At 62.1% G+C, this 25,011-nt stretch carries 23 protein-coding genes and 1 pseudogene; 7 read left to right on the top strand and 17 right to left on the bottom strand.

Annotated elements, in window-relative coordinates:
* Window positions 1-121: 121 nt before the first annotated feature.
* The 4 genes from JQ627_RS34930 to JQ627_RS34915 all read right to left on the bottom strand — a co-directional run bounded on the left by JQ627_RS34930 (window position 122) and on the right by JQ627_RS34915 (window position 4,632).
* On the bottom strand, window positions 122-1,396 hold the full coding sequence (locus tag JQ627_RS34930; protein WP_212488878.1) for a beta-propeller fold lactonase family protein: 1,275 nt from the start codon (window positions 1,394-1,396) through the stop codon (window positions 122-124).
* 62 nt (window positions 1,397-1,458) lie between these two features.
* Window positions 1,459-2,040: a cytochrome P460 family protein gene (locus JQ627_RS34925; RefSeq protein WP_212488877.1), complete on the bottom strand. Its 582-nt coding sequence runs from the start codon at window positions 2,038-2,040 to the stop codon at window positions 1,459-1,461.
* Between the two features lie 24 nt (window positions 2,041-2,064).
* Window positions 2,065-2,673, bottom strand: a complete 609-nt coding sequence (locus tag JQ627_RS34920) for a cytochrome P460 family protein (protein WP_166078235.1) — start codon at window positions 2,671-2,673, stop codon at window positions 2,065-2,067.
* A gap of 429 nt (window positions 2,674-3,102) precedes the next feature.
* Window positions 3,103-4,632 carry an amidase gene (locus JQ627_RS34915; protein WP_212488876.1) on the bottom strand — a complete coding sequence of 510 codons (1,530 nt, stop codon included), beginning with the start codon at window positions 4,630-4,632 and terminating at the stop codon, window positions 3,103-3,105.
* Window positions 4,633-4,854: 222 nt separating this feature from the next.
* On the opposite strand from JQ627_RS34915, the gene JQ627_RS34910 reads away from it, so the two are divergent.
* The 4 genes from JQ627_RS34910 to JQ627_RS34895 are packed head-to-tail and all read left to right on the top strand — an operon-like array spanning window position 4,855 to window position 6,754.
* Window positions 4,855-5,472, top strand: a complete 618-nt coding sequence (locus JQ627_RS34910; protein ID WP_212488875.1) for a sulfite oxidase-like oxidoreductase — start codon at window positions 4,855-4,857, stop codon at window positions 5,470-5,472.
* Window positions 5,459-6,220, top strand: coding sequence for a ferredoxin reductase (locus JQ627_RS34905; RefSeq protein ID WP_212488874.1), 762 nt, complete (start codon window positions 5,459-5,461; stop codon window positions 6,218-6,220). The genes JQ627_RS34910 and JQ627_RS34905 overlap by 14 nt, the downstream gene beginning before the upstream one ends.
* Before the next feature lie 5 nt (window positions 6,221-6,225).
* Window positions 6,226-6,492 (top strand): DUF6510 family protein, encoded by a 267-nt coding sequence (locus tag JQ627_RS34900; RefSeq protein ID WP_249143649.1) that lies wholly within the window; start codon window positions 6,226-6,228, stop codon window positions 6,490-6,492.
* Between the two features lie 49 nt (window positions 6,493-6,541).
* Window positions 6,542-6,754 carry a hypothetical protein gene (locus JQ627_RS34895; protein WP_212488872.1) on the top strand — a complete coding sequence of 71 codons (213 nt, stop codon included), beginning with the start codon at window positions 6,542-6,544 and terminating at the stop codon, window positions 6,752-6,754.
* Window positions 6,755-6,782: 28 nt separating this feature from the next.
* On the opposite strand, the gene JQ627_RS34890 is transcribed toward JQ627_RS34895, so the two are convergent.
* The 7 genes from JQ627_RS34890 to JQ627_RS34860 all read right to left on the bottom strand — a co-directional run bounded on the left by JQ627_RS34890 (window position 6,783) and on the right by JQ627_RS34860 (window position 13,722).
* Window positions 6,783-7,193 (bottom strand): DUF2000 family protein, encoded by a 411-nt coding sequence (locus JQ627_RS34890; RefSeq protein WP_038957895.1) that lies wholly within the window; start codon window positions 7,191-7,193, stop codon window positions 6,783-6,785.
* A gap of 120 nt (window positions 7,194-7,313) precedes the next feature.
* Window positions 7,314-8,084 (bottom strand): SDR family oxidoreductase, encoded by a 771-nt coding sequence (locus tag JQ627_RS34885; protein ID WP_212488871.1) that lies wholly within the window; start codon window positions 8,082-8,084, stop codon window positions 7,314-7,316.
* Window positions 8,085-8,116: 32 nt separating this feature from the next.
* Window positions 8,117-9,091, bottom strand: coding sequence for a zinc-binding alcohol dehydrogenase family protein (locus JQ627_RS34880; protein WP_212488870.1), 975 nt, complete (start codon window positions 9,089-9,091; stop codon window positions 8,117-8,119).
* 41 nt (window positions 9,092-9,132) lie between these two features.
* Window positions 9,133-10,002 (bottom strand): alpha/beta fold hydrolase, encoded by an 870-nt coding sequence (locus JQ627_RS34875; protein ID WP_212488869.1) that lies wholly within the window; start codon window positions 10,000-10,002, stop codon window positions 9,133-9,135.
* A 177-nt stretch (window positions 10,003-10,179) separates the two neighbouring features.
* A complete protein-coding gene (locus JQ627_RS34870) occupies window positions 10,180-11,301 on the bottom strand; it encodes a helix-turn-helix transcriptional regulator (RefSeq protein ID WP_249143648.1) in 1,122 nt (373 codons plus the stop codon).
* A gap of 157 nt (window positions 11,302-11,458) precedes the next feature.
* Entirely contained in the window at window positions 11,459-12,073 is a 615-nt protein-coding gene (locus JQ627_RS34865) for a response regulator transcription factor (RefSeq protein ID WP_212488868.1), read from the bottom strand.
* A gap of 2 nt (window positions 12,074-12,075) precedes the next feature.
* On the bottom strand, window positions 12,076-13,722 hold the full coding sequence (locus tag JQ627_RS34860; RefSeq protein WP_212488867.1) for an ATP-binding protein: 1,647 nt from the start codon (window positions 13,720-13,722) through the stop codon (window positions 12,076-12,078).
* A 362-nt stretch (window positions 13,723-14,084) separates the two neighbouring features.
* Between JQ627_RS34860 and JQ627_RS39740 the strand changes: the two genes are divergently transcribed.
* Complete coding sequence (locus JQ627_RS39740) at window positions 14,085-14,789, top strand: TMEM175 family protein (RefSeq protein WP_312015844.1); 705 nt, start codon at window positions 14,085-14,087, stop codon at window positions 14,787-14,789.
* Here JQ627_RS39740 and JQ627_RS34850 read toward each other — a convergent pair.
* The 6 genes and pseudogenes from JQ627_RS34850 to JQ627_RS34825 form a co-directional block, all read right to left on the bottom strand.
* Window positions 14,716-15,051: pseudogene (locus tag JQ627_RS34850) on the bottom strand (YkgB family protein); the annotation flags it as partial. The gene JQ627_RS39740 and the pseudogene JQ627_RS34850 overlap by 74 nt on opposite strands.
* A 121-nt stretch (window positions 15,052-15,172) precedes the next feature.
* Window positions 15,173-15,856, bottom strand: a complete 684-nt coding sequence (locus tag JQ627_RS34845) for a sensor histidine kinase (RefSeq protein ID WP_283817165.1) — start codon at window positions 15,854-15,856, stop codon at window positions 15,173-15,175.
* Window positions 15,857-15,893: 37 nt separating this feature from the next.
* Complete coding sequence (locus JQ627_RS34840; RefSeq protein ID WP_212488864.1) at window positions 15,894-16,148, bottom strand: hypothetical protein; 255 nt, start codon at window positions 16,146-16,148, stop codon at window positions 15,894-15,896.
* Between the two features lie 133 nt (window positions 16,149-16,281).
* On the bottom strand, window positions 16,282-17,229 hold the full coding sequence (egtD, locus tag JQ627_RS34835) for an L-histidine N(alpha)-methyltransferase (RefSeq protein WP_249143647.1): 948 nt from the start codon (window positions 17,227-17,229) through the stop codon (window positions 16,282-16,284).
* 89 nt (window positions 17,230-17,318) lie between these two features.
* On the bottom strand, window positions 17,319-17,762 hold the full coding sequence (locus JQ627_RS34830; protein ID WP_249143646.1) for a sigma-70 family RNA polymerase sigma factor: 444 nt from the start codon (window positions 17,760-17,762) through the stop codon (window positions 17,319-17,321).
* 212 nt (window positions 17,763-17,974) lie between these two features.
* On the bottom strand, window positions 17,975-18,340 hold the full coding sequence (locus JQ627_RS34825) for a response regulator transcription factor (protein ID WP_212488862.1): 366 nt from the start codon (window positions 18,338-18,340) through the stop codon (window positions 17,975-17,977).
* Between the two features lie 461 nt (window positions 18,341-18,801).
* On the opposite strand from JQ627_RS34825, the gene JQ627_RS34820 reads away from it, so the two are divergent.
* Both JQ627_RS34820 and JQ627_RS34815 read left to right on the top strand, forming a co-directional pair.
* Window positions 18,802-19,344, top strand: coding sequence for a DUF417 family protein (locus tag JQ627_RS34820; protein ID WP_312015847.1), 543 nt, complete (start codon window positions 18,802-18,804; stop codon window positions 19,342-19,344).
* Between the two features lie 438 nt (window positions 19,345-19,782).
* A complete protein-coding gene (locus tag JQ627_RS34815) occupies window positions 19,783-24,939 on the top strand; it encodes an AAA family ATPase (RefSeq protein ID WP_212488861.1) in 5,157 nt (1,718 codons plus the stop codon).
* The last annotated feature ends 72 nt before the right edge of the window (window positions 24,940-25,011 follow it).

The raw sequence follows: 25,011 nt of genomic DNA, 5'->3' as shown, positions 1-25,011 counted from the left end.
GCTTCAAACATCCGTCTCGGGGCTCATGATTGACCGTGTGTGTCTCGCATGTCGGCGAGGGGGAAGCCGGGCGTGGGATGGCAATGCCGACCACGCCCGGACTCGTGTCGCGAAACCGGGATCAGAAACCCGCAAGACCCTGCGAGCCGTTGTACGGGATCTTGACACTGCCGATCTCCTTCAGCGAACCGTCCGGCTGGGTGCTGTAGCTGACCAGCTTCGAGGCGTTGCCGTAGATCTGATAGAGATAGGCGCCGTCTGGCGAGATCCAGCTATCGCTGGGACCGCTCGTCACGGTTCCGTTCAATCCCCTCGCGGTGCCGTCGCCGGGGACCTTCGGACACGCCGGATCGCACGCAATCTCCAGGCCGCTACCATTGATTCGGTAGCTGCTGATGTTGCTGTAGCCGAAGTTCGTCGCGTAGATCGTGCGATCATCGGGCGCGACGGCCAGCCAGCACAGCTCGGACGGCAGGCCCGCGCTGGTGTCGATCTTGACGAGTGGGCCGATCTTGATCGAGCCGTTCTTCTCGATGGTGCAGATGGAGCATCCGTCGCCGACGGCATAGCCGATCACGAACGTATTCGGACGCTGATTCAGGAACGCGATGTAGAACGGAGAACCGCCCTTCGCATCGTAGAACCTGGCCGTGCCGAGCGAGCCGTCCTTTTGCAGAGCGAACACCGCGAGGCCGTCCGGATCCGGTGCATTCGACGCGATCGAGTGCAACGCGCCGCCGGCGCGCTGGACCCAGAGAATCGGCGAGCCGTCGGGATAGAGGCCGGTGAGCGCGATCGGCTCATCGAAAGTGGTGCCGACAAGCACAAGCTCCTCGTTGGGCGAGACCACGACCATGGTGGAGACACGGTTCCGCTTGCTGTACGTGTTCACCGTGTATCGCTCGGGCCGCGTCTTGAGCATGCCTTCGGCATCGACCGACATCAGCCGAAGATGATCCGGTCCGAACGCATGCAGCACGAAGAGCGTGCGCGTCGACGGAGCGAAAGCCAGCGATTTGGCCGTGCCGCTCCTGCCCTCGACCGGGTTGCCGGTCGACTTCACGTCGAGCAGCGTGAGACGACCGTCGCTCTCCAGGCGGAAGCTCGAAACGGAATTGTCTCCGCCATTGGTTGCAAACAAAAAGCGCCGATCGGATGTAATGATGACGCTTCCCGCACCCTCGTAGGAGTTCGGCGCGCTGTCCTGGCCGCTGATCGGCTTGAATTCACCGGAGCCGGCGCCGCCCGTCTTGATACGCGCGACCTCGGCCAGCTTGCCGTCCGCCTGCCGCGCGTAGTGAATAATGGCGTTGTCGATCTCGTTGGTCTGGATATAGAGATGGCCGGTCTGCCCCTTCAACATTCCCATCTCGCTCGTCGTCGCCTCTTTAGCCATCTCTCGCTCCTTTGATGATTGGCTTTGGTAAATCGAATGACTTTCGGTGACCTGCACCATCGCTATGGCTTCAGCGGAGGATATCCACCGACGTAAACCCAGTCGGACGCCCGCACGGGCACATGGCACGCCTGGCATTGGGCTCTGTAATTCGTCGTCGTCGTTTTCGAGCGATCGCCCGCGTCGAACCAGGACCATCCCCAGCCGTCGCCCCACAACGCGCTCTCCGGGTGACGGTTCGCGGTGTCCTTCACCATCACGAACCATCCCTTCAAAGCATCGGCGCGGCTGACGGTGCCGGTCGTCATTTCAGAGGTTGCCGCCTTGAACACCTCCTTGACCAGCACCGCACCGTCCGGGAAGCGCTTGTCCTTCCGATAGGCGTCGATCACTCCCGGCGAGGCGTACACGACGTGAAGCTCCTTCGAGCCGTGACCGTCATCTGCCGCGATCGCCCAGCTTCCGAGGATTTGATAGGTCGTACGATAGTCATCGGGCACGTGCAGATGCCCGTCGCGGTCCGCGATGCTCGCACCGGTCGAAACGCCATCCGCCGCGTTCGCCCGCAGCTGTGACTGCGTGACCGCGGCCGCGATCCCCAGGGTCACGACGACGGCGACGCAAGCGGCTTTGAGGATTTTCATGCCGATCTTCCGCCCATTACGCTGTCACCGCGCGTCCTTGTTGTCCAGCAGCGGATAGAACTGGGTCCAGACCTCATCCTTCTTGGCGTTGGCGATATGGCAGTAGGCGCACTCGTCCTTCGACTTCACCTTGGCCATCGACGCCTTCGGTTCGTGGTGATTGAAGTTGAAATAGCCCCACCCGTTGGTGTCGGCGAAGCGCTTCGAGTCCTTGACGGTCACATCGGCGCCGTTCCACTTGCCCGGGAAGTAGCCACGTCCCGACGCTTCCGTTCGCGAGCCGTCGGCGTTCTCCTGCGGCAACGTCAGTTGCAGCTCCTTGAACAGGATCGTCCCTTCCGGGAATTCGCCGGTCTTCTTGTAGATCGCGTACGATCCCGGCTCGATATAGACGTTGTGGAATTCCGGGAAATTCGCCTGCCCGCCGTTGAGGGCATTCGGCGTCAGCGGCGAGCCGACATAGACCCACTCGTGGAAATTCTTCGGCAGGAGCAACTGCCCATCCGCGGTGTATTCCGGCAGATAGCGCGTATTGCTCTGGGCGTTGCTATCCTTGAGCGATCCGAAGAACAGGATCGTTGCGACCGCACTGCCTACGATGACTGCCGCTGCTGCCTGGACTCTCACGCGCATTGTCTTCTCCCGCGACTAAGGCCGAACGCGCGAGGCGTCGGCACGATTAACCTGTCGAGAAATGACTTAGCCAGTCGCGGAAGATCTTGCGCGCTGGGGATTGCCTTCGCTTTGGCCATCTTGATGCATTCCGTGCCAATCTAGCGATCGGTGAAGCGGTTCACGTTTCGGAAGCAGACGCGCGGCCCAATCCGCGCCGCAATCGCGGTGCGGACGGCCATTGAAACGACCGAGAGAGTGCAAGGTCAGCGGGTGAGGTCTGAAAGCGGGAACGTTCTCAGGTGATCATCCGCATCACCTGAGAACGTTCGCTACATCGGGAGGACGGCTTCGCCCTCAAATGGCCTGCCAATGACCTGGAGACCAATCGAAATTCTAGTCAAGCGCGAAGCCGCTGTGCATCGAGGCGCGGGAGGGTGGACTGATGGATCACGTGGATCGTTCGTCACACCCGCAGGGGCGCTCGCGGCAGATCCGGTAATTGTCCTGCCAGGGACGAAGCCGCTCGAAAGCCGCGCTCGCGGCCAGCACGTCGAAGTCGGCGTTTCGCCGACCTATGATCTGCATCCCGACCGGAAGACCGTCGGACAGACCTGCCGGAATCGAGGCTGCCGGATGGCCCGTAAAGTTGACGAAATAGGTCAGGGCCCATCCGATCAAAGGATCTATCTCGACACCATTGATCGACTTCGGTCCGGCCGTGTTGCCGTCGCTGGCGTTGTCGACCGGCGGACACGCGACGGTCGGCGTGACCAACAGATCGAATTTTTCAAGGACGTTCTGGAAGGCATCGTAGACCTCCGAGCGGACGGCCTGGTCACGGAAGAAATCGAGCCCCGACATGCGATTGGTCTTCTCGACCCAATCCATGTAATCAGGCGGAAAGTCGTCGCGATGCTGGCCGAACAGATCGATGCCGTCGCGCTTCATGTTCTCGATCGCCTGCAGGTTCAGAAGCATGTAGAGACGCGACCAGACGTCGCTCAGCTCCCGTTGCGAGCGGATGATGCCGAGCTTCACCTCCTCCACGTGAGCGCCGGCTTCCTCGAACGCCTGTACCGCCCGGCGCACCGTCGCCGCAACTTTTCCGTCGACCGGAAAAACGTCCAGGTCCGGACTATAGGCGATCTTGAGGCCGCGGATCGAACGACGGGTCGCCGCGGTGAAATCGACAGGCGGCTCGATCAGGCTGAAGGGATCTCGCGGATCAGGGCCGGCAAGTACGTTCAGCGCGATGGCGGCATCTTCGACCGTCCGCGTGATGGGCCCTTCGAACAGGAACGGAGAGTCGGCCACGCCGAACGCGTTGGGACGTACGAGGAACGGCACACGTCCGAACGACGCCTTGTAGCCATAGACTCCGCACCAGGCAGAGGGGATCCGTATCGAGCCGCCGGCGTCCGTACCTTCCGCAATCGGTAGCAGTCCATCGGCGACCGCCGCGGCGCTCCCTCCGGATGAGCCGCCCGTGTTCTTGGCCAGATTGAACGGATTGCGCGTGGGACCGAAGAGGTAGTTGTCGCAGGTGCCCCGGAATCCCATGAGGGGGCTGTTGGTCTTGCCGAGGAACACCGCTCCGCCACGCTTCTCCATGCGTTCGCAGAACATGCAGTAACCGTTCACGACGTGATGCTTGAGCGCGCGGATGCCGCCTAGGCTCGCAGGCCAGCCCGGCTTGAAGTCGAACAGATCCTTGAGCGCCGACGGAATGCCGTGCAGTGGCCCCCACTGCTCGCCGGCGACCAATGCGCGCTCAGCCTCTTTCGCCCTCGCACGGGCGCCGTCGAAATCGAGATAGACCAGCGCATTCAGGCTCGGGTTGCGCGCTTCGATCCGCCGGATGAACGCATCGACCACGTCAACCGGCGACAGATCACGCCGCCGGATGCGAGCTGCCAGTTCGTGCGCGGTGAGATAAGCGAGTTCGTCGGAATGCAAGGGGCGGCTCACGCTCGACATCGTCTCCTCCTTCTGAACCACTTCAGGACGAAGTCGCATTTGATATTGAAACAGTTCTTGCCTGCGCAGCCGTGATTGCTTCGTCTTTCGCAATCTTGATGCATTCGCCGCCACGGCCATCGACAAGGCATCGCTCAGGGTTCATGTGCGCTTACGTGGGTTGCAGGTTAAGCCGACGCGCGTTGAGACATCCTGCGCGTCACCGCACAAGGGCACGCTTCCATGGATCGACCTCCCGTTTCTCGCGGCTTCAAATCCAAGCGACAGGCACCCGAAGTCGCCCGGCTGCCACCGGGTCAGTATCTGACGACCGACTTCCCGGTGCTGTCCGCCGGACCCACGCCGGATATCCGCGTCGCCGACTGGAAGATTGCACTTCAACTCGGTGGGTCGTTGCTGGGGAAATGGACCTGGAACGAATTCGAGGCACTGCCCCAGACCACGATAACAGTCGACATTCACTGCGTCACCAAATGGACGAAGCTCAGCACGGTCTGGCAGGGCGTCAGCTTCGACGATCTTCTCAAGGTGGTCGGGTTGAGCGAGCCGCCGGACGCCTATGTCATGGCGCATTGCGACGGCGGATACATGACGAACCTTCCAGTGGCCGACCTGGTCGCGGGAAAGGCGATGATCGCAACCCGCTATGAGGGTCTGCCGCTTGCCCCGGCGCACGGTGGCCCCGCGCGACTTCTGGTGCCGCATCTTTACTTCTGGAAGAGCGCAAAGTGGCTGCGAAGGCTCCGCTTCATGCCCAAGGACGAACCCGGGTTCTGGGAATCGCGTGGTTATCACAACTATGGCGATCCCTGGCGGGAGCAACGTTATGACGGTGACTGATGCGCCTCTGCAGCAGCCCAGGATCGCGTGGCAAACCGGTCGCGTGCAGGCCATCGTGGCCGAGACAAGCCGGGTGAAGAGCATCATCCTGCGGCCAGCCAACTGGTCTGGGCACTGGCCCGGCCAGCACGTCGACATACGCCTCACCGCCGATGACGGCTATCAGGCCGAACGAAGCTACTCGATCACATCGCCCCCGGAAGAAAAGCTGCTCGCTCTCACCGTGGAACGGGTCGAGGACGGTGAGGTGTCCTCCTATCTCCTCGACGAATTGCGGGTTGGCGACGCTCTCGAATTTCGGGGGCCCATTGGGCGGCATTTCATCTGGAGCCAAACGCGCGGCGGACCGATCTGCCTGGTCGCCGGCGGCACCGGGATCACGCCGCTGATGGCCATGTTACGCCACCGCAGGAGGTCGCTCGCCCCCATACCGGCATCATTGATCTATTCGGCACGCAGCCTTGCCGAAGTCGTGTACCGGGATGAACTCGATACGATGGCTCACGGCGATCGCGACCTGCGCCTGGTCTATGCGCTCACCCGCGAGCATCCGAGCGACTGGAACGGACATCGAGGGCGGGTCAACGAGGCTCTGCTCGCAGAGAACAGCTTTACGCGCGAGCAGAATCCCACGTTCTTCATTTGCGGTCCCTCCGGGTTTGTCGAAGGCATCTCGAGCATGCTCGTGAAACTCGGCTTCGACCCGCTCACCATAAAAACCGAGCGTTTCGGGCCAACAGGAGCATGATCGCCATGGCAGACAACATCGCCGACCTCATCCTTGGTGGTGATCCCGGTACACATTTGCTTCAAAAAGCCTTTGCCTTTGACATCACCCTGACGAAGATCCGGTGTGCAGCATGCAACACCGTTTCCTGCCTTGGCGCTCTCGCTGTCGACGGCGGGCCCGTGGAGGCGCTCGTCAAGTGCGCCGATTGCGGAAGCGATCTGATGAGGGCGACGCGCACCCAGAGGGGATGTGTCCTTGAAATGCACGGTGCCCGACACCTGTACTTCTGAATGCCGCACCGCCCGATCGTCCGCCAAGCTCCGAAATCAAAGACCCGCCATGCACGGTGAAGACATCCACCTCGCTGAAATCGAGCGCCAGATTGCCGCCACGGCAGCGAAGCTTCGCGAGCTGATCGAACAGTCGGCCACACATGTCGCCGCAATGAGCGAAGAGCTTGTCGGCCAGCGAATTGATGATCAGGCCGCGCGGCTCGAGATGCTGATCAGGCGCCGCGAAGAGCTCCTCAGAGGCAGGTCAGGCGAAGACTGAAAAGACGGCCGGAGCAGATCGGGAAGCGTCAGCTGTGAAATTTCAACCCGTCGACGATCTTGTCGATCACCTTGCGCTCGGCGCGCATCGAAATCCCAACCAGATTCAGCTCTGTGCGGGAAACCGCCTTCACGACTTCGCGGTTGGCGGCGTCGTGAGCGGTTCTGAACATGTCCTCGGTATAGAGCCCCGGCGTCACTCCGCGCGTCAGCGCGCGATCGAGCGCGCGTGACAGCGCCGCCCGGTCGGCGCCATAGATCAGGATGGGCTGGCCGATCAGCGGCAGATATTTCGTCCCGGAGCCGTCTTCGTAGGGGTCGCCGATGCAAGCCGGGAAAGCCGCCGCGATCCCGCTGGCGAGGAAAGAGGCCACATTCAGCTTCTGCCACGGCTCAAGGTCGGTGCGGACCACGACCGCGATCTTGGTGTCAAACTGCATGACGGTTTTGTCGCTATTCCTCAGCGCTCGCGAAGAGCGAAAGAGCCCTTCCCAAGCTTGCGCGCATCGAACGCCAGGCAGGCGGCCCACTTCCACGGACGCCCTTCGGGTGCAAGCCGATTATATCGACTTCACCTCGCCGCCGTCCATCCGCAACGCCGAGCCGGTCATCCAGCGCGCGCCAGGCGATACGAGGAACGCCATCAATTCGGCAATCTCTTCCGGCTCGCCGTAACGCGCGATCCCGGCGTCCTTGGGAAACTTCGCCGTAGCTTCCTCGACGGTCATGTTGTGCAGGGGCGCCCAGTGCTCGAGATAGGAGCGGCGGCGGCCCGTCATCACCGGCCCCGGCAGGACGCTGTTGACCTGAACACCATCGCTGATTCCCTTGTCGGAGAACGCCTTTGCTAAGGCGACGATTGCAGCGTTGATGGTGCCGACCGCGGCATAGGGCGCCTTTGGGAAAGAGGCCGAGCTTCCCGACATCAACACCACCGCCCCCTTCGCAGCCATGAGCGACGGCCAGGCGGCGATTGTGAGCCGCCGGGCGCCATGCAGCTTCAACGCCAGTCCGGCTTCCCACTGTGCCTCCGTCGTCTCGAACAGATCGACCTGAGGTACCGCGCCTGCGATATTGAGTAGGGAATCGATCCGGCCGAACGCCGCCAAGGTCTGGTCGACGACAGATTGAGCAGCACGAGATTCAGCCAGATCGGCATCGATCACCAGCACCCCGGCGCCGGCGGCCCTGACCGCCTTTGCGGTGTCCTCGAGATTGGCACGGTTTCGCGCGACCAGGGCAAGCGCCGAGAAATCGCGCGCCAGGCGCACCGCGGTCGCCCGGCCGATCCCCTGGCTCGCCCCCGTCACGATGGCGACTGATTTCGACATATGAACCCTCCAGAATACCAAGCTTGCAAATATCAGTCGCGAACGACGACCATCTTTCCGACGGCCTCGTTCGCCTCCATGACGCGATGCGCCTCGCGAATCTCGTCGAAGCGAAAGACCCGCGCCGGCTTGACGTCCAGCCGGCCGGCCGCGGCGTCGGCGGCGATTTCCCGCAGCGGCACGTCGGAGAGCGGAAACCCGGGCGTGCCGAACACAAAGCTGCCGAAGAAGGTCAGATAGACGCCGCTCGGCATCTGCAGCAGCGGGTTGAAATCCGGAATCGGATCAAGCCCGCCGAGCCAGCCGGCGAGACAGGAGCGGCCGCCGCGGCGAAGCATGGCGAGGGAGTCGAGCACGACGCTGTTGCCGACGAGGTCCAGGACTGCGTCGACCTGCTTCGCCTCGGGCAGATGCTTTGAGAGATCGCGCCGTTCGATTTCGCACCGCGCGGCTCCGAGCTTCTCCAGCATGGCAAAGCGCTCCCGGCTGCGGGTCGTCGCGATGACCCGCGCGCCGGCATTGACCGCAAGCTTGAGTGCCGCCTGACCGAACGAGGAGGTCGCTCCGCGAATGACGAGAAGCTGACCTTTCTCGAGATCGAGATTCCGGAAGAGACAGGTCCATGCCGTCGCGAAGGTCTCGGGGATCGCTGCGAGCTCTGCCCAGGGCAAATCCGCATCGATCGATGCGACGTTCGAGACCGGCGCACGCGTGTATTCCGCATAGCTTCCGTTGATGGTCCGGCCGAGACCGCCCATCAATGCGGCCACCTTGGCGCCCACCGGAAATTCTCCGCCCGGGCACGACTTGACGAGACCGACGCACTCAATACCGCTGATCGGCGCCGCTTCGGCCCATTCGCCCCGGCGCATGTGCATTTCCGCATGATTGATGCCGAATGCCTTGACCTCGATGACGGCCTGACCAGGCTGCGGCTCCGGCTCCGGAACGTCCCGGTAGACGAGGCTGTCCAAACCCCCGAATTTTTCAAGAACGATAGCGCGCATGACGGCTCTCCTGACGTTTTTCGCGGCGAGGGACATGACCGTTACCCATTCGAATTCAGCTGGCCGAGAAAGTCGCCGATCGCTGCCGCGATCTCGAGCGCATGAGTCTCGAGCGCAAAGTGCCCTGTGTCGAAGAAGCGCACTTCCGCACCCGGCATGTCGCGCTGAAACGCCTTCGCACCCGCCGGCAGAAAGAAGGGATCGTTCTTGCCCCAGACCGCCAGGGAGCGCGGCTTGTGCTTGCGGAAGTAGGCCTGGAATTCCGGATACATGGCGACGCTGGTCCTGTAGTCGCCGAACAGATCGAGCTGGATCTCGTCCGCGCCGGGGCGCTCGAGATAATGGTTGTCGAGCGTGTATCCGTCAGGGGAGACCAGGGAGGCGTCAGGCACCCCGTGGGTGTATTGCCAGACCGTCGTCTCCGGCGAAAGGAACGATCGCAGCGCCGCCCGATTCGCTTGCGATGCATCTTGCCAGTAAGCCCGGATCGGGCTCCAGCCGTCGCTCAATCCCTCCTCATAGGCATTGCCATTCTGCGAGATGATGGAAACGATGCGCTCGGGATGTCGAAGAGCCATCCGAAAGCCCGTCGGCGCGCCATAGTCGAAGACGTAGAGCGAGAAACGGGCGAGTCCGATGACTTCCGTAAATCGTTCAATCACCTGCGCCAACGCGGCGAACGTATAGGCAAAGCTCTCGCGAGCCGGCATGTCGGACTGGCCGAACCCGGGCAAATCCGGCGCCACCAGTCGGAAGCGATCCGAGAGCGCCGGGATCAAATCGCGGAACATGTGCCCGGACGTCGGAAATCCGTGCAGCAGCAGCAAGGCGGGCGCGTCAGCACAACCGGCCTCCCGGTAGAATACGTTCAGTCCGTCCACGTCCGCCCTGCGGTATCGAATGCTCGTCATCTGTGGTCCCTCCCTCGACACCTGTCGCGCCCGGTGAAATCGATGGTCCGATGGCGGCCGATCCGAGGTGGTCTCACCTGGACATTTCGCGGCTCGGGGCGATCCGGTTACAGATTCTCCTGCCCGTACGAGACTGCCTGTCGCCTGCTCTGCCCGATCTACGCGCCTCGGATCTATTCATTCGAACTCCCTGCGATAGTCCGTAGGAGTCCAACCCGTCGCTTTGCGAAAGGCGGAGCTGAAGGAGCTCGTTTGCGCATAGCCCAGGCTGAGTGCGATGTCCGTAATCGATACCGCGCGATCCGCCAGCCGCAGCTTGGCGAACTCCATGCGTCGCTGCACCTGATACTGGTAGGCCGGGATTCCGAACGACTTCTTGAAGGCACGGCAGAAGTGGTGAACGCTGAGCCTGGCGAGCTCGGCGAGCTTGAAGAGGCAGACCTGTTCTCCCAGATGCCCCTCGACGTACTCGACCACGACACGCTTCTGCCAACCTGCGAGACCTCCACGACTGACCGCTGCCGGCTCGCGAACAAGATCGTGATCAGACCTGGAAAGCTCGTGGGCGAGCACGCCGCAGAGCGCTTCGAGGTAGGGCGCGCAATTCGTCTCCGCGCTCTCGATCGCCCTCTTCAATTTGGAGGCGGTCTCCCAGACCAGCGGATCCTCGAAGTATATTCTCGGCGCGAGCCCGGCCGCGCCGTCGTCGGACTTGTGAAGCGCGGCGGGATCGAAATAGAGGAACGTCACCTGCGCAGACGAGGCAGTCTCATGCCACTCCCAATAGGCGCGTCCCGCCGGGACAAAGGTCAGCCTGTGCTCGGAGCCTCGCAGCTTCGACGAGCAGAGGCCATCGATGGAGGTCTCACCGCTTTTCCGCGCCCCCTCGTTGTACAGCGCCAGGAGATGTCTCGATCCCTGAAAGCGAAATTCAATCCTGTTGCCGACCGGGAGGTGAACGCTCTCCGAAAACCACCAGCGCCAGCCGATCCCAAGGCGCTTCACCGGCTCGGAAGGCGTTATGCTGACCGTCGGATGAAGCGCCGCGTCTGACGGCCTGGACGACAGCGTCTCATCCACCGGCCGGATTGGCGAAGCGGAGACCGCTATCCTTGGCATACTCTCACTCGAATTTGATACGTACATCCCCATCGTCGTCGCCCTGTTCTGTGCTCCGGATGGCCACGTCCAATCGTCAACGAATTTCTGCAGGGAGGAGATGCCCTGGTCGCCTGGATACGGGCGTTGAAGCCGCAAGCTGCACGTGGCGTTACCTCTCCGGTCAAGGCGCGCTGCCATCGCCGGCTGGCATCACCGCACAGGGACAACATGCTTTTCATCGCCGTGCCGAGCAATCTCACGCTTGTGCTGTTCCGGCCCATACTTAAGTATGGGTCGCATGCAGGGACGGCGCCGAAATGATTCAGTACGAGATGCCAGTCCCGGAGGCGAAGCCTCAGCCCTGGAGTTGGAGCGCTTCTGCCATTCGAACGAGCATTGCCGCGGTTTTTGCCCCAAGCTTCCGCATCACGCTGCCACGATGCATCTTGACTGTCGCTTCGCTGATCGAGAGCTCGCCGGCGACCTGCTTGTTCATCAGACCGGATGCCACCAGCGTCATCACCTGCCGCTCGCGCGTGGTCAGGAGTGCAAACCTCTCCTGCAACTGCGCCAGGTGCGCGTTGTCGTCGCGCCGATCGATGTCCTTTCGGATCGCGGCAGTGATCGCATCGAGAAGATCCTGGTCCCGTATCGGCTTGGTGAGAAAATCGACCGCCCCCAGCTTCATGCCTCTTACCGACATTGGAATGTCGCCAAAGGCGGTCATCAGGATCACGGGGATTCCGACATTGATTTTCGTCAGGTATTCCTGCAGTTCCAGGCCGCTCGTGCCGGGCAATCTGACATCGAGCACCAGACACGCAGGGGCATCCGACAGCTCGACTTTCAGGAAATCCGAGGCAGATCCGTACAGGGCGACTTTGTAGTGCAGGGACTCGAGCAGGTCGCCAAGGGACTCGCGAACCGCGCGGTCATCGTCGACGATATGAACAACGCCGGAGGGAGGCATGTCTACCGGCTTTCCGACGTCTGAACCGCCTGGCGAAGCGGGAGAGCGAAGGTGAACTTCGCTCCGCACCTCCCGTTTTCTTCCACCCATAGCTGTCCTCCGTGGAGCTTCACGATCTTGCGGCAGATCGACAGTCCCAGACCGAGTCCCGCTCCCTTCGTCGTATAGAGCGTCTCGAAGACCCGCTCTCTATCGGCCGGGCTGATGCCGCCCCCCGTATCCGCGATTACCACGGAAATCATACCATCGGCGACCCCCGAAGAGAGGGCCAAAATGCGGTTCCCGTCCGCAACTCCGGCCATGGCCTCGATCGCGTTGCGCACGAGATTGAGGGCGACCTGCTGGACCTGGACACGATCTGCTTTGATACGGGGCGATGAGCGATCGAAGTCGGTACGGACGATGACCCCGGCGCGCTCGATTTCTCTCTTCGACAGAAGCAGAACCTCCGCAACCGCATCGTTGATATCGAACTCGGCAAAATGGACCTGCGTGCCCCGCACCAGAGAGCGGACCCCGGTCACAACCTCCGCGGCTCGACGTGCCTGCCTGATGATGCGCGCGACCGATTTCCGGGCCTCCGCGGCTTGAACGGGATCCCGGGCGAGCCACCTGAGGCAAGCTTCCGCGCTCATGATCATGCCCGTCAACGGCTGATCGATCTCGTGAATGATCGAGCCGGCGAGCTCGCCGAGGGACGTCAGTCCCGTCGCCCGCGCAAGTTCGTTTCGCGCGTCGGCGAGAGCCTGCTCCGCCGCCTTCCGTAGCGAGACGTCCGTGATGATGCCTTCCAGCTCGAGGTCTCCCGTGGGCCCCTCATCGAATTGCCCGACGGCCACGACATGCAACGTCTTGCCGTCCCGGTGGACCACGCGGTACTCGTGGGTGAAGGGCGACTTCGTGCTGATCGCCTCGGTGAGGGCCTGCTCCAGCGCGGGATAATCCTCAGGGTGGACCCGGCTCCTGAACACCTCGAAGGGCACGGGATTTACGTCCAGGTCGATATCCAGAATGCGGTAACATTCGCGCGATCCACGCGAGAGCAGCGTGCGCGTGTTCCAGCGATAGCTGCCCATCCCGCCGATCTGCTGACCTCTGACCATCCACATGTTGGTCTCCCGCAGCGCCTCAAACAGGCGGACCGATTCGAATGAAACGGCGGCCTGATTGGCCAGCATGGATGTCACCCAGACGCATCGCGACGTGAAGATATCCGCATCTCCATCCGCTTCGAGATAGAGAACGCCGATCGCCCAGTGCTGATGAATCAACGGCAGGCACAGCTGCGCTATCTTTCCAGACGGCGGGTTCGCGGGATCGATCAGTGCCGAGCTCTCCGCGCCGGCTTGCCTCACGACCGTTTGCTTTCGATCGAGCACCTGTTCGGCAAGGTCGCTCGGCAGGCGGAATTCGGTGTGCGGCGGGAAGGAGGCAAGGAAGTTCGCCCTCTCGCGCGGGAAGCTCGCATCGGCCTTGGCAAGCAACTCTCTTTGCCCGCTGAGCAGGATCGCCCCCCGACTGGCCCCGGAGTAGCTCAGCGCCTCCATGAGGAGAGCCTTGGCCAATCCCTGATAGCTGATTTCTCTCGAGATGATCTGAAACGCCTTCGCGACCAGATCCAGTTCGTGCGTCTCGTTATCAAGCCTCATACCGAGATGTCTCGTCGTGGCAATCATTTCCAGACGTCTCAACGCATCACCCCGCCGCTTGCGTATCGAGGGGTGGGACGAGAGCGCGTCAGTACGCCGCAACATGTAACGGGACTTGCGAACATTGCCAAGTTTGGTTGCCGAGAGCCACGGTTCGCGAGCCCGCGCCATGCGCGTCGTTGCGCATTCCCCCGATTTTCTTTCGAAGCAGGTGTAACCGATGCGACGGTTGCTCCGAATGTCTACGAAAGTGCGGAGCGGCGGCATTGCGCGCCGCTGGCCGTCGGCATGACCCGCTTGCTGTTCAGGTCCAGCCGGGGCGAGACACTGCCGCGCGGGCCTGCATCGGCAAGGAAAGAGGAATGATGACTGCGGACTCTCCGAAGACAGAACGCCTGAATGCCCTCTCGGATGCCGTTTTTGCAGTCGTGATTACAATTCTCGCCCTCGACCTGCGCCCGCCACACGCTCCGAGCCTCGATGCTCTGTTCGAACTCTGGCCGACCGTCATCGGTTACGCTGTCAGCTATCTCTTCATCGCCATCGTCTGGGTGAACCATCACCATCTTCTGCACTATGCAAGCGCGGCGACGCCCCGACTGATCTGGGGAAATTTCGCTCATCTGTTTTCCGTATCGCTGCTGCCGTTCTCGACCGCCTGGATCGCGAGCTCGAAGCTGGCGCCGCTGCCCGTCACCGTCTACGCCGGCGTATTCGCCCTGGTGAACGCGACTTATCTGTTGCTATGCTGGGAATCCGTCGACCGGCCGGCGATCGAGGCGATCCCGGGCCAGGCGCGCATGGTGATGCGCATGCGATCCTTGACCACCCTGTTCGGCTTCCTCGCCGCGGCGGCCGTCTCGTTGCACTATCCCATACTCGCGCTGGCCATGATCTGCATCTGCCTTGCAGTGTATCTCAAGCCTCAAGTCGCAGGATACGCGCCGCGTCTTGCTTCAGAAGATACAAAGACACCGCAAGCAGAACGACATCCTTCATCAAGAACGGAACGTTGCCCGTCATCGCCGGAAAGCCGCCCGCGGCGGCGTCCCAACCGTCCGGCATGAACGGAATGATCGTGACTGTTGCGATGAAGGTACCGGTCGATCCAAGGGCGCCCAGAATGCCGAGCCGCTTGCTCCAGAAGCCCGCGAATATCAAAGCACCAAAGGTCCATTCGGCGACGCCGAGGAACCAACTGGCACCTTGATGGCCGAAAGCGGGATAGAGCCACCAGATCAGCGGACCGTTGCTGATGAAGGGGTCCAGGCGATCCGCCTCGTACGCCCACCATTTCTGGTAGCCGAAGAAGAAGAACAGGACCACCATCGAGGCCCGGACGATGTGGTAATCCAAGTCTCCCGCAAGCAGCCCCGATATCGGCAGCCTGCTTGCGAACGATTTGCGTGCCGCACTCGCTAATGTACTCATGATGTCGATCCTCCTGATCTTAACTGACGGCCCCTTGCGTGGTCAGCGTCTGACCGAGATCGATCAGAAGCCGGCAGACAAGACCGTCGGGCGCGAAGTCGAGATAGACCTGTGCGCCCGGCAGGGCCCTTGCGATCAGTTGCGTTCCAAAGCCTCGGCGTTCTGGCTTGGTCACAATCGGTCCGCCGCGCTCGCGCCACCGGATCGCAAGCCCTTGTCCACCGAGATAGGGCGGACTTTCCCAGATCACCTCGACGGCTCCTGCCGTCGATGTTAGCGCTCCATACTTGCTCGCGTTGGTCGCCAGCTCATGGATGATGACGTGCAGCGCCAAGGCGATGTGCGACTCCAGCGTGAGGTCCGGCCCCGCGAGCAGAATGCGGCCCCTGTGAAACATCGCGTGCGGCTTGAGCGTTCGCTCCAGCATCCCCGCGAGAGACACGCGCTGCTCTCCCGCGGATTCGATCATCCTGTAAGCGTCGGACAGGGGCGCGATCCGCGCCGAGAGTGCCTCGCGAAAATCGGCGGTCGTATTCGCATCGGTGTTGCTCACGAAGCAAAGAACGATGCTGAGGATATTGCGCATGCGGTGCTGCAATTCACTCACGACATTCTCGAGCGCGTCATCCCGGATCGGGGCGATCCGCTCGTAGTGCGCGCACCCGCTTCCGTCGCGGAACGAACCGGTGACAGTGTGCCTCATGTGCGGACCTATCGCTGTTTGTTGAAACGGATATCGATCAACACCCGCGGCAGATTTTCAGCTTCTTGTCGAGATCTGCGTCCAGACCTTCCTGTTTCCGGTTGAAATCGGTAATGCGCTTCTGCAACGCATCCTCGGCGAATGAATTCGGCATGAATTCATTGCCGCGCGGCTGCACCTGGACGCTCTCGGCCGGGCTCGGCGCTTTGGGCGACGGCGCGGGGAGTGGATCTGCCAGGGCGGTTAGAGGAATGGCGGAGAAGCTCAGGATGAGGGATGAAAGGAGTTGCATGGTCGCGCCTCAACGCAGTTGATTGCCGTGATGACGCGCACATTATGCAGCATATGTACGGGCCTCGCTGTTCGTGGATTGCGCCGATTGAGGCGATATTGTTGGAATGATTCCGTCTGCGCCACGATTCATCCTAGGGTGCCGCCGGCGCAGGCCTTTGCTCCGCGAGAATGACCGAGAAGAGCCCTCTGTCGTCGGTCCAGTCGGCGACGGGATTCCACCCGCCGGCCTGCAGCAGGACGAAGGCATCCCTCCGCCCGTATTTGAGGCTGTTCTCCGTGTGGATGGTCTCACCCTTCGACAACGAGAAGACGCGACCGTCGACCTCGAAGCGGACGTCGCGCGTGGCTTCCAGATGCATCTCGATACGCGCCTCCGCATCATTCCAGCGCGCCAAATGGCGAAACGTACCCAGGGGAATCGAGCCGCCCAGCTCGCGGTTGATCCGATGCAAGAGGTTGAGATTGAATGCGGCCGTCAGCCCTTGCGTGTCGTCATATGCCGGCAGCAGAACATCCTGATCCTTAATACGATCGATGCCGATCAGCAGCATCGATCCGGCACCCAGCGTCGTCGCCATGGCCCGCAACAGGTCGACCGCCGCGGGCACGGTGAGGTTTCCGATCGTCGACCCCGGAAAGAAGCCGAGGCGCGCAGTCGAGGCAATCTCGTCCGGCAACGCAAAGGGATAGGTGAAATCGGCCTCGGTTGGATAGATCGGCAGCCGTGGGAATGCATGCGACAAGCCTGCCGCAACCTCCCGGAGGAACTCGCCCGAGATGTCGATCGGCACATACGCGGAAGGCTCCGTCTCTGCCAGCAACAGTCGCGTCTTTGCCGACGAGCCTGAGCCGAATTCTATGACTGCGCGGCCCGGCCCCGCGAGCGCGGCGATTTCCGATACTGCGGATGCAAGGATCGATCGCTCGGTTCGTGTCGGGTAGTATTCGGGCAGCAGCGTGATGGCTTCAAACAGAGCCGATCCGCGGCGGTCATAAAGCCATCTCGCCGGAATTGCCTTTGGCGCGAGGCTCAGCCCTTCCACGATGTCATAGCGGAACGCCGCCGTCAGGTCGGCCATCGCAGATCGCATTTCGTTCTGGAGTTGAAGCAATTTCGGCTTTCCTTCGCACGACGTCTCGGTCGACCCGGCCGGCGGCCGCAATGACGTCAGGAGACCAATGTCGACAATTTCTTCAGGCCGCGATGGATATTGATCTTGACCAGGGCCGCCGACTGTCCGGTCGCACCGGCCGCTCGCGCGATGCTCAGACCGTTGAGCTTCACGAGGCGGATCACGCTCTCCTGCGCAGGCTTCAACCGGCCAAGTAGCTGGTCCAGCGCGGCGGCGCTGATCGCGGCACCTTCGTGATCCTCGATTGCGATGTCTTCGTCGAGCGCGAGCGCGCTGTAGCGAGACGCATCGCGCACGCGATCGACCCATTTGTAGCGGGCAATCGCCGTGACCCAGGCGCCGAAGGACTTCGAGGCCGCAAACGTGTGGCGTTTCGCGTGAATGGCCAGGAGCACCTCCTGCCTCGCATCGTCCGCGGCGGGATAGGGAAGCCGGCGCGCGTAGTAGGCCCGAAGCCACAGATCCAGCTCCCGCAGCAATCGCTCATATGCGTCTCCATCCCCTGCTCGCGCCGCAAGCAAGAGCCGGCCCCATCGCTCCGAACAATCGTTCCATCTCTCCCAACGGGCCGTCTTCCGGCGATCATGTCGCGGCGAATCCGTATTCCCGCGGGAGCGTGCACGCGCGGGCTCGTCGCCGCCAGGCGATTGCGTCGCGATAGAGGACGTGATGTCGTCACCCGAGAGCGCTTTCATCTTCGAAGGCTCCTGTCGAGACACTCAAGCAGAGCGCTCGTTTCGAACGGCTTTCTGAGAAGGCAGAATGCGCCGGTCGAGGCCGCCTCGGCGTCCAGCTGCCTGTGAGGAAGCGCGGTAATGAGAATCACCGGCGCCCCGACCTTCTGCAGCTGGAGCTCGCGAACGAGGTTCAGCCCGCCCATTCCAGGCATGTGAACGTCGGCAATGATGCAGTCGAAGCTGAACCGGTCGACGTAGCTCAGCAGCGCTTCGGCCCTGTCAAACGGCTCGGAGCGGTAGCCGATCGATCGCATCAGATCCACCAAAGACAGGCACAGGGCCTCGTCGTCATCGACGACTCCTACGAAAGGGACCTTCACCTGACTTACCCTCGCAAGACGCGATCATCATCGAAACGCGATCGCAACAGAGGCGATTGAAGCGCAAGCCGCATCCCAGTTGACCAGGCGGCTGCCGTCGTGACGTTCGATGCTGGCTCGCGAGAGGCACATGTTCGGTCTCCCCAACTGAGGAAAATCCAGTAGCTGCGCCATGATCGGTTGCGCATGTCGGCCTTGAGCATGCGTTCGGCGGGTGCCTCCTACAATCTCGCGATTGTGATGCACAGACCCATACTTTGGTATGGGTTTGCGGCGCCAAGGGCGAGCCACCAACGGCGACGCGATGTCAGACCACGCCGATCTCGACCGCCTGCGGCCGAACAGCGCAAGTTTGAAAAATGCACGATAATCCGCGCACAGCGCGCCCTTCGAAGCTTGGCTACGGTTCGGATAACGACAGACGTCGACGCCGCCCTTGCCGCCAATCCGCGACCTCGAGGATGAGACGACATCAGATGGACCATCTCATAAAGAAACTGTCCGAGCTCGATCTGGTCAGAGGCAATTTTGACTACCACGTCACGCGTGTGGCGATGATCATCGTCTTCTTCGTCTTCAGCTGCCAGAAATGGTTCGACTACGAAGCGCACGCGTTGATCCCGTTCATCAGCAATGGTCCGCTGATCTTCTGGCTGTATCCGGTGTTTGGCGTGCGCGGCGCGGCCTACTTCCTGGGTTCAGCGGAATTGCTGTTTGGATTGCTTCTTCTGCTCGGCTTCTGGAGCAGAAGACTGGCGGTCCTGGGATCGCTGGGTTCATGTGCGACCTATGTCGCAACCGTGACAATCATTCCGTTCTTCCCCGATGCCTGGGCCGCGCCGGCCGGCGGCTTTCCTGCGGCCACGTTGCCGTTCCTCTTCCTCATGAAGGATGTCGTACTGCTTGCGGCTTCCGTCTATCTGCTCAAGCGGGACCTTCTCCGGGCAGCAGCCGACACATCACCGGCCCAGAACGGGATTGTTCGACAGGAAGCGATGCAATAGCGCCGGTCGGCACCGCAAGAGTGGGATCAACGTCGCCCCCTGCGACGGCGGTGGCTGCTCGGCTACATCGGCGAGGTCGTTGCCGATGATCTGCGTGAGCGCAGGTTTGCAGCGACGGCTTATAGACCCTTGACGCTGTCCACGCTGAGCGACCTTTCGAAGACTCTCGCAATTCCCCCGCTCAAGCCAGGGAATCTGCTGCTCACGGGAGAGTTCCCGACACCCGGAGTTCCCGATCAAAATCAAATCTGCCTGTAACCTTTGTGGCGGCCTTTTCGAATAATGGAGACCAGAGGAGCGAGCAGCGTGGCGACGGCGGGTTCGTTCTGATGAGTGCCGTTGTGGGAGACCTTTTCGGGGATTAGGGTGATGAGGGGGCGATTGGACGGTTGCCGTGCCTTCTCCACAGGGCGGCCGGTCAGTTCCGGAGTCCGGCAGATGAATGTGTCCTCGCCGTTCCCCACGAACGGAGATGCCGGTCTCGAGCTCTTGTGGAACGACGGCGAGCGCGTCTTTTGCCGCGAATGGCGCCGGGGCGCCGATGGCAACGTCACCAATGTCTTGACCGTAAGAGCCGCGGCGGAACATCCGCCCGCGCTCCACGACCGGTTCGCTCACGAATACGCGTTACGCGACGAGCTCGAGCGAGCTTGGGCCGTACGGCCGCTGGAGCTGATCCGCGATGGCGATCGTGCCTTGCTGATATTGGAAGACCCCGACAGCGAACCGCTCGAGCGGCTGCTCGGCGCGCCGATGAAGCTGGACCACTTTTTGCGATTGGCTCCTGCCATTGCCGGAACGATCGCCCAGCTCCACCATCGTGGCCTGATCCACAAGGATCTGAAACCGGCGAACATCCTGGTCGACGCAGCGGGCGCGATCAGGATCACCGGGTTCGGCCTCGCCTCTCGCCTACCGCGCGAACGACAGCAGCTCGAGCCACCGGAGACCATCGCGGGCACGCTGGCCTATATGGCACCCGAGCAGACCGGCCGGATGAACCGGTCCGTCGATTCCCGCAGTGATCTGTACGCGATCGGCGTGACGTTCTACCGGATGCTCACGGGCGCACTGCCGTTCACCGCATCCAGTCCGATGGAATGGGTGCACAGCCACATCGCGAGACGAGCCATTCCCCCTGCCGAACGGGTCGATGGCGTGCCTCACGCCGTGTCAGCGATCATCATGAAGCTTCTCGCCAAGACGGCCGAGGACCGCTACCAGACCGCCGCCGGTCTCAAGACCGACCTCGAGCACTGCCTTGCCGAATGGCTGGCGCAGGGCCGGATTGACGGCTTCACGCCCGGCGAGGCAGACCAACCGGACCGCCTCCTCATTCCCGAGCGGCTCTACGGCAGGGAACATGAGATCGAGGCCTTGCTCGACGCGTTCGACCGCGTCGCCCGGAGCGGAAAGCCGGAGCTCGTCTTGATCTCTGGCTATGCCGGTATCGGCAAGTCCGCCGTAGTCCACGAATTGCACAGAGCTCTGGTCCCGCTCGGTGGCCTTTTCGCCTCGGGCAAGTTCGATCAGTACAAGCGCGACATCCCTTATGCGACGCTGGCGCAGGCCTTTCAAAACATCGTCCGTCGCCTCCTCGCCAAGAATGACGCCGAACTCGCGTCGTGGCGCGACGCGATCTGCGAAGCATTGACGCCCAACGGCCAGCTCATGGTCGATCTGGTTCCCGAATTGAAACTGATCATCGGCGATCAGCCGCCGGTCCCGGATGCTTCACCGCAAGATGCCCTGCGACGATTTCAACTCGTCCTGCAGCGCTTCATCGGCGTCTTCGCGCAATCGGATCGCCCGCTTGTGCTGTTCCTCGACGATTTGCAGTGGCTGGATGCTGCGACGCTCGACCTGCTCGAGGAACTGCTGACCCGATCGGACCTGCAACACCTCTTGCTGATCGGCGCTTATCGCAGCAATGAGATCGATGCCAACCATCCGCTGAGGCGCAAGCCCGCCGCAATTCACGATTCGGGCGCGCGCGTCCGGACGCTCAGCCTGGCCCCCCTCATTCGCGCCGACGTCGAGCGTTTCATCGTGGATGCGCTCCGCTCCGAGCCGGCCCGCGCCGCGCCATTGGCGCAACTGATACATGAGAAGACCGGCGGCAATCCGTTCTTCCTGATCCAGTTCCTGCATGCACTCTCGGAAGAACGGTTGCTGGCCTTCGATCATGCGGCAGGCCAATGGCAGTGGGACCTCGAGCGCATCCATGCCAAAGGCTATACCGAAAACGTCGTTGACTTGATGGTCCACAAGCTAAGCCGCCTGCCGGACGAAACGCGAACGGCTTTGCAGACGCTTGCATGCCTCGGCAGCAGCGCCGAGATCGCGACTCTGTCATTGATGCTCGGCACGTCGGAACAGCAGGTCGATCTGGATCTCGTCGACGCGGTGCGTCTCGAACTGGTCGAGCGTCAGGACCGGCACTGCAGGTTCGTGCACGACCGGGTCCAGGAAGCCGCCTACGCACTCATTCCCGAGTCCGAGAGGCCTGCGTCGCACTTGCGAATCGGTCGGCTCCTGGTGGCACGCACACCGCCGGAGCAGCGCGAACTGGCGATCTTCGATATCGTCAATCAGGTCAACCGCGGCCTGTCCCTCGTCGGCTCGCCGGGCGAGCGGGAGCAACTCGCCGAGCTCAACTTGATTGCCGGCCAGCGCGCCAAGGCATCCTCTGCCTATAGCTCGGCGCTTGCCTATCTTTCCACCGGAAGCGAGCTCTTGAGCGTCGATTGCTGGGTGCGGCGGCACGAGCTTGCCTTCGCACTGGAAATCAATCGGGCCGCATGCGAGTTCCTGACCGGCCAACCTGATGTCGCGGACGATCGCCTGACTGCACTGGCGACGCGTGCGACCAACCCGCTCGAACAGGCCGCCGTCGCATGCCTGCGCATGGATGTCTATACAACGCTCGGTCAGTCCAGCCTCGCCGTCGACGTCGGCCTGGGGTATCTGCAGCAGCTAGGCGTACACTGGTCTCCCAACCCGACTGACGCGGAGGCGCGTCGCGAGTACGATCTTATCTGGACGGGCATTGGGGAGCGCTGCATCGAAGACCTCGTCAAGCTGCCCTTGATGAGCGACCCTGGCTCCCTTGCGACGATGGATGTTCTGACAAAGCTGCTGCCGCCCGCCCTCTTCACGGATATGAACCTGCTTTCCCTCACGATCTGCAGGGCCGTCAATCTTGGGCTCGAATGGGGCCACAGCGACGGGTCGTGCGTTGCTTATGTACAGCTCGGAATGGTGGCCGGGCTGCAATTCGGCGACTACAAGTCCGGCTTCCGCTTCGGAGAGCTCGGTTATGAATTGGTCGAGCAGCACGGAATAGGCCGCTTCCAGGCTGCGACCTATCTGATATTCGGCGCGCACGTCGTGCCGTGGACCAGACACTTCAGGGTCGCGCGCGATCTCCTTCGCCGCGCTTTCGAAAGCGCGCACAGGAGCGGCGATCTTACCTATGCAGCCTACAGCTGCAGCAATCTGAACGGCAACCTCTTCGAGGCCGGCGATCCACTCGTCGAGGTTCTGAACGAGGCCGAGACTGGCCTAGCCTTCGTCCGGAAGATGGGGTTCGGGTTCATCGAAGACATCATCGCCGCGCAACGCGGGCTGTTCCGGACGCTTCGCGGGTTGACCCCGACATTCGGTTGCTTCGACGACGAGCAGTTCGACGAGCTTCGGATCGAACAGCACTTCGCCACCAATCCGAATTTGTGGCGCGCAGAATGCATTTACTGGATACTCAAGCTTCGGGCGCACTTTCTTGCCGGCGACTACGCAACGGCGGTCGGCATCCTGTCGAAGCTGCAGCGGCGGCGATGGACGCCGCTCACTCCGGCAGAGGCCGCTTCGTATTACTTCTATAGTGCGCTTTCTCTGGCTGCAGCGCCGGAAGCGATCGCCGCTGGGCAGGGGCACATCGACACGATTGTCGGGCATCATCGGCAACTCCAGGCCTGGGCGGAGAATTGTCCGGACAATTTCGCGCACTGCGCGGCGCTGGTCGGCGCCGAAATCGCCCGGCTGGAGGGCCGCGACTCCGATGCAATGCGCCTTTACGAATGCGCAGTTCGCTCGGCCCGCGCAAACGGACTCATTGCCGATGAGGGTCTCGCCTACGAACTGGCTGCGAACTTCTATGCGGCTCGCGATTATGGCGCGTTCGCCGACATATATCGTCGCAACGCGCGCTCCGCCTATTCCCGGTGGGGAGCCGATGGCAAGGTACGCCAGATCGACGACATTTATCCGCACCTTGCGGAGAATGCACCCGTGGTCGCTGCAACTGATGCGATCGGCGCACCGATCGAACATCTGGACCTCGCAGCCGCCTTGAAAGTCTCAGAGGCCGTGTCCGGAGAGATCGTCCTCGATAAGCTGATCGACATTCTGATGCGGACGACCATCGAGCACGCCGGCGCGGAACGAGGAATACTGATCTTGCAACGGGACGCGGCGCTGCAGATTCGGGCGGAGGCGACGACCCGGGGAGCTTCGATCAATGTCGATCTGTGCGATCGCCCGATCTCCCGGACGGAAATCCCAGAGTCGCTCGTCCTGTACGCGGCTCGCACGCAAGGGAGCGTTATTCTCGACGATGCCGCGGAAAGCGGAACGTTCAGAGGGGACCCGTACGTTCAGCTCGAGAGTGCCCGGTCGGTCCTGATCATTCCGCTCACGAAGCAAGGCAGCCCGGTCGCTCTGCTGTATCTCGAGAACAATCTTGCGAAGGGTGTCTTTACGCCCGCAAAGGTCGCCCTTCTCAAATTCATCGCATCCGAGGCCGCGACGTCGCTCGACAACGCTCGTTTGTACCGGGAGCTTCAGGAGCGCGAGCAGCGTTACCGCGAGGCTCAGATGGAGCTGGCCCACGCCAACCGCGTGGCGGTGATGGGACAGCTGACGGCGTCGATCGCCCACGAGGTCAATCAGCCGAACACCGCCGTCATCGCCAGCGCGCAAGCGGCCTTGAGCTGGCTCGATCACCAACCACCGGCACTGGAGCAGACGCGCAGGGCGCTGACGCGCGCCATCGAGAACGGCATCCGCTCCAGCGAGGTCATCGAGCGAATCCGGGATCTCGTGAAGAAATCACCGCCCAAGCGGGATTCCCTGGCGATCAACAACGTCATCGGCCAAGTCATCGAACTCACACAGGCCGAAGCGGCGCGGCACGAAGTCGCGATCCGGACGGTATTCGCGGATCGTCTGCCCAAGGTCATCGGCGATCGCGTCGAACTGCAGCAGGTCACGCTCAACCTGATCCTGAACGCGATCGAGGCCATGAGCGAGACAACGGGGGGCAAGCGCGAGCTGTTGATCCAGACCGCGAGAGCGAATGCCGAGAGCATACGCGTGTCGATCACGGATTCGGGGCCGGGCTTGTCGGCGGAGGGCCTCGCGCGGCTGTTCGAACCCTTCTACACGACCAAGTCGGGCGGCCTCGGTGTCGGACTGTCGATATGCCGTTCGATCATCGTGGCGCATGGCGGCAGGCTCTGGGCGACTGCAAACGAACCGCGCGGCGCCGTCTTCCAGTTCACTGTTCCGATCGATGACGGCTTTTCGGTTGGCTGAAGCATCTCGGCTGGCGTCATCACACCGCAAAATTGGTGGGATGACCTGTAACCAGGGCCGGGCCGCGAACGA

This window comes from Bradyrhizobium liaoningense (assembly GCF_018130785.1).
GTDB classification, from domain to species: Bacteria; Pseudomonadota; Alphaproteobacteria; order Rhizobiales; family Xanthobacteraceae; genus Bradyrhizobium; species Bradyrhizobium liaoningense_A.
This window is presented reverse-complemented; position numbering and strand designations above follow the sequence as displayed.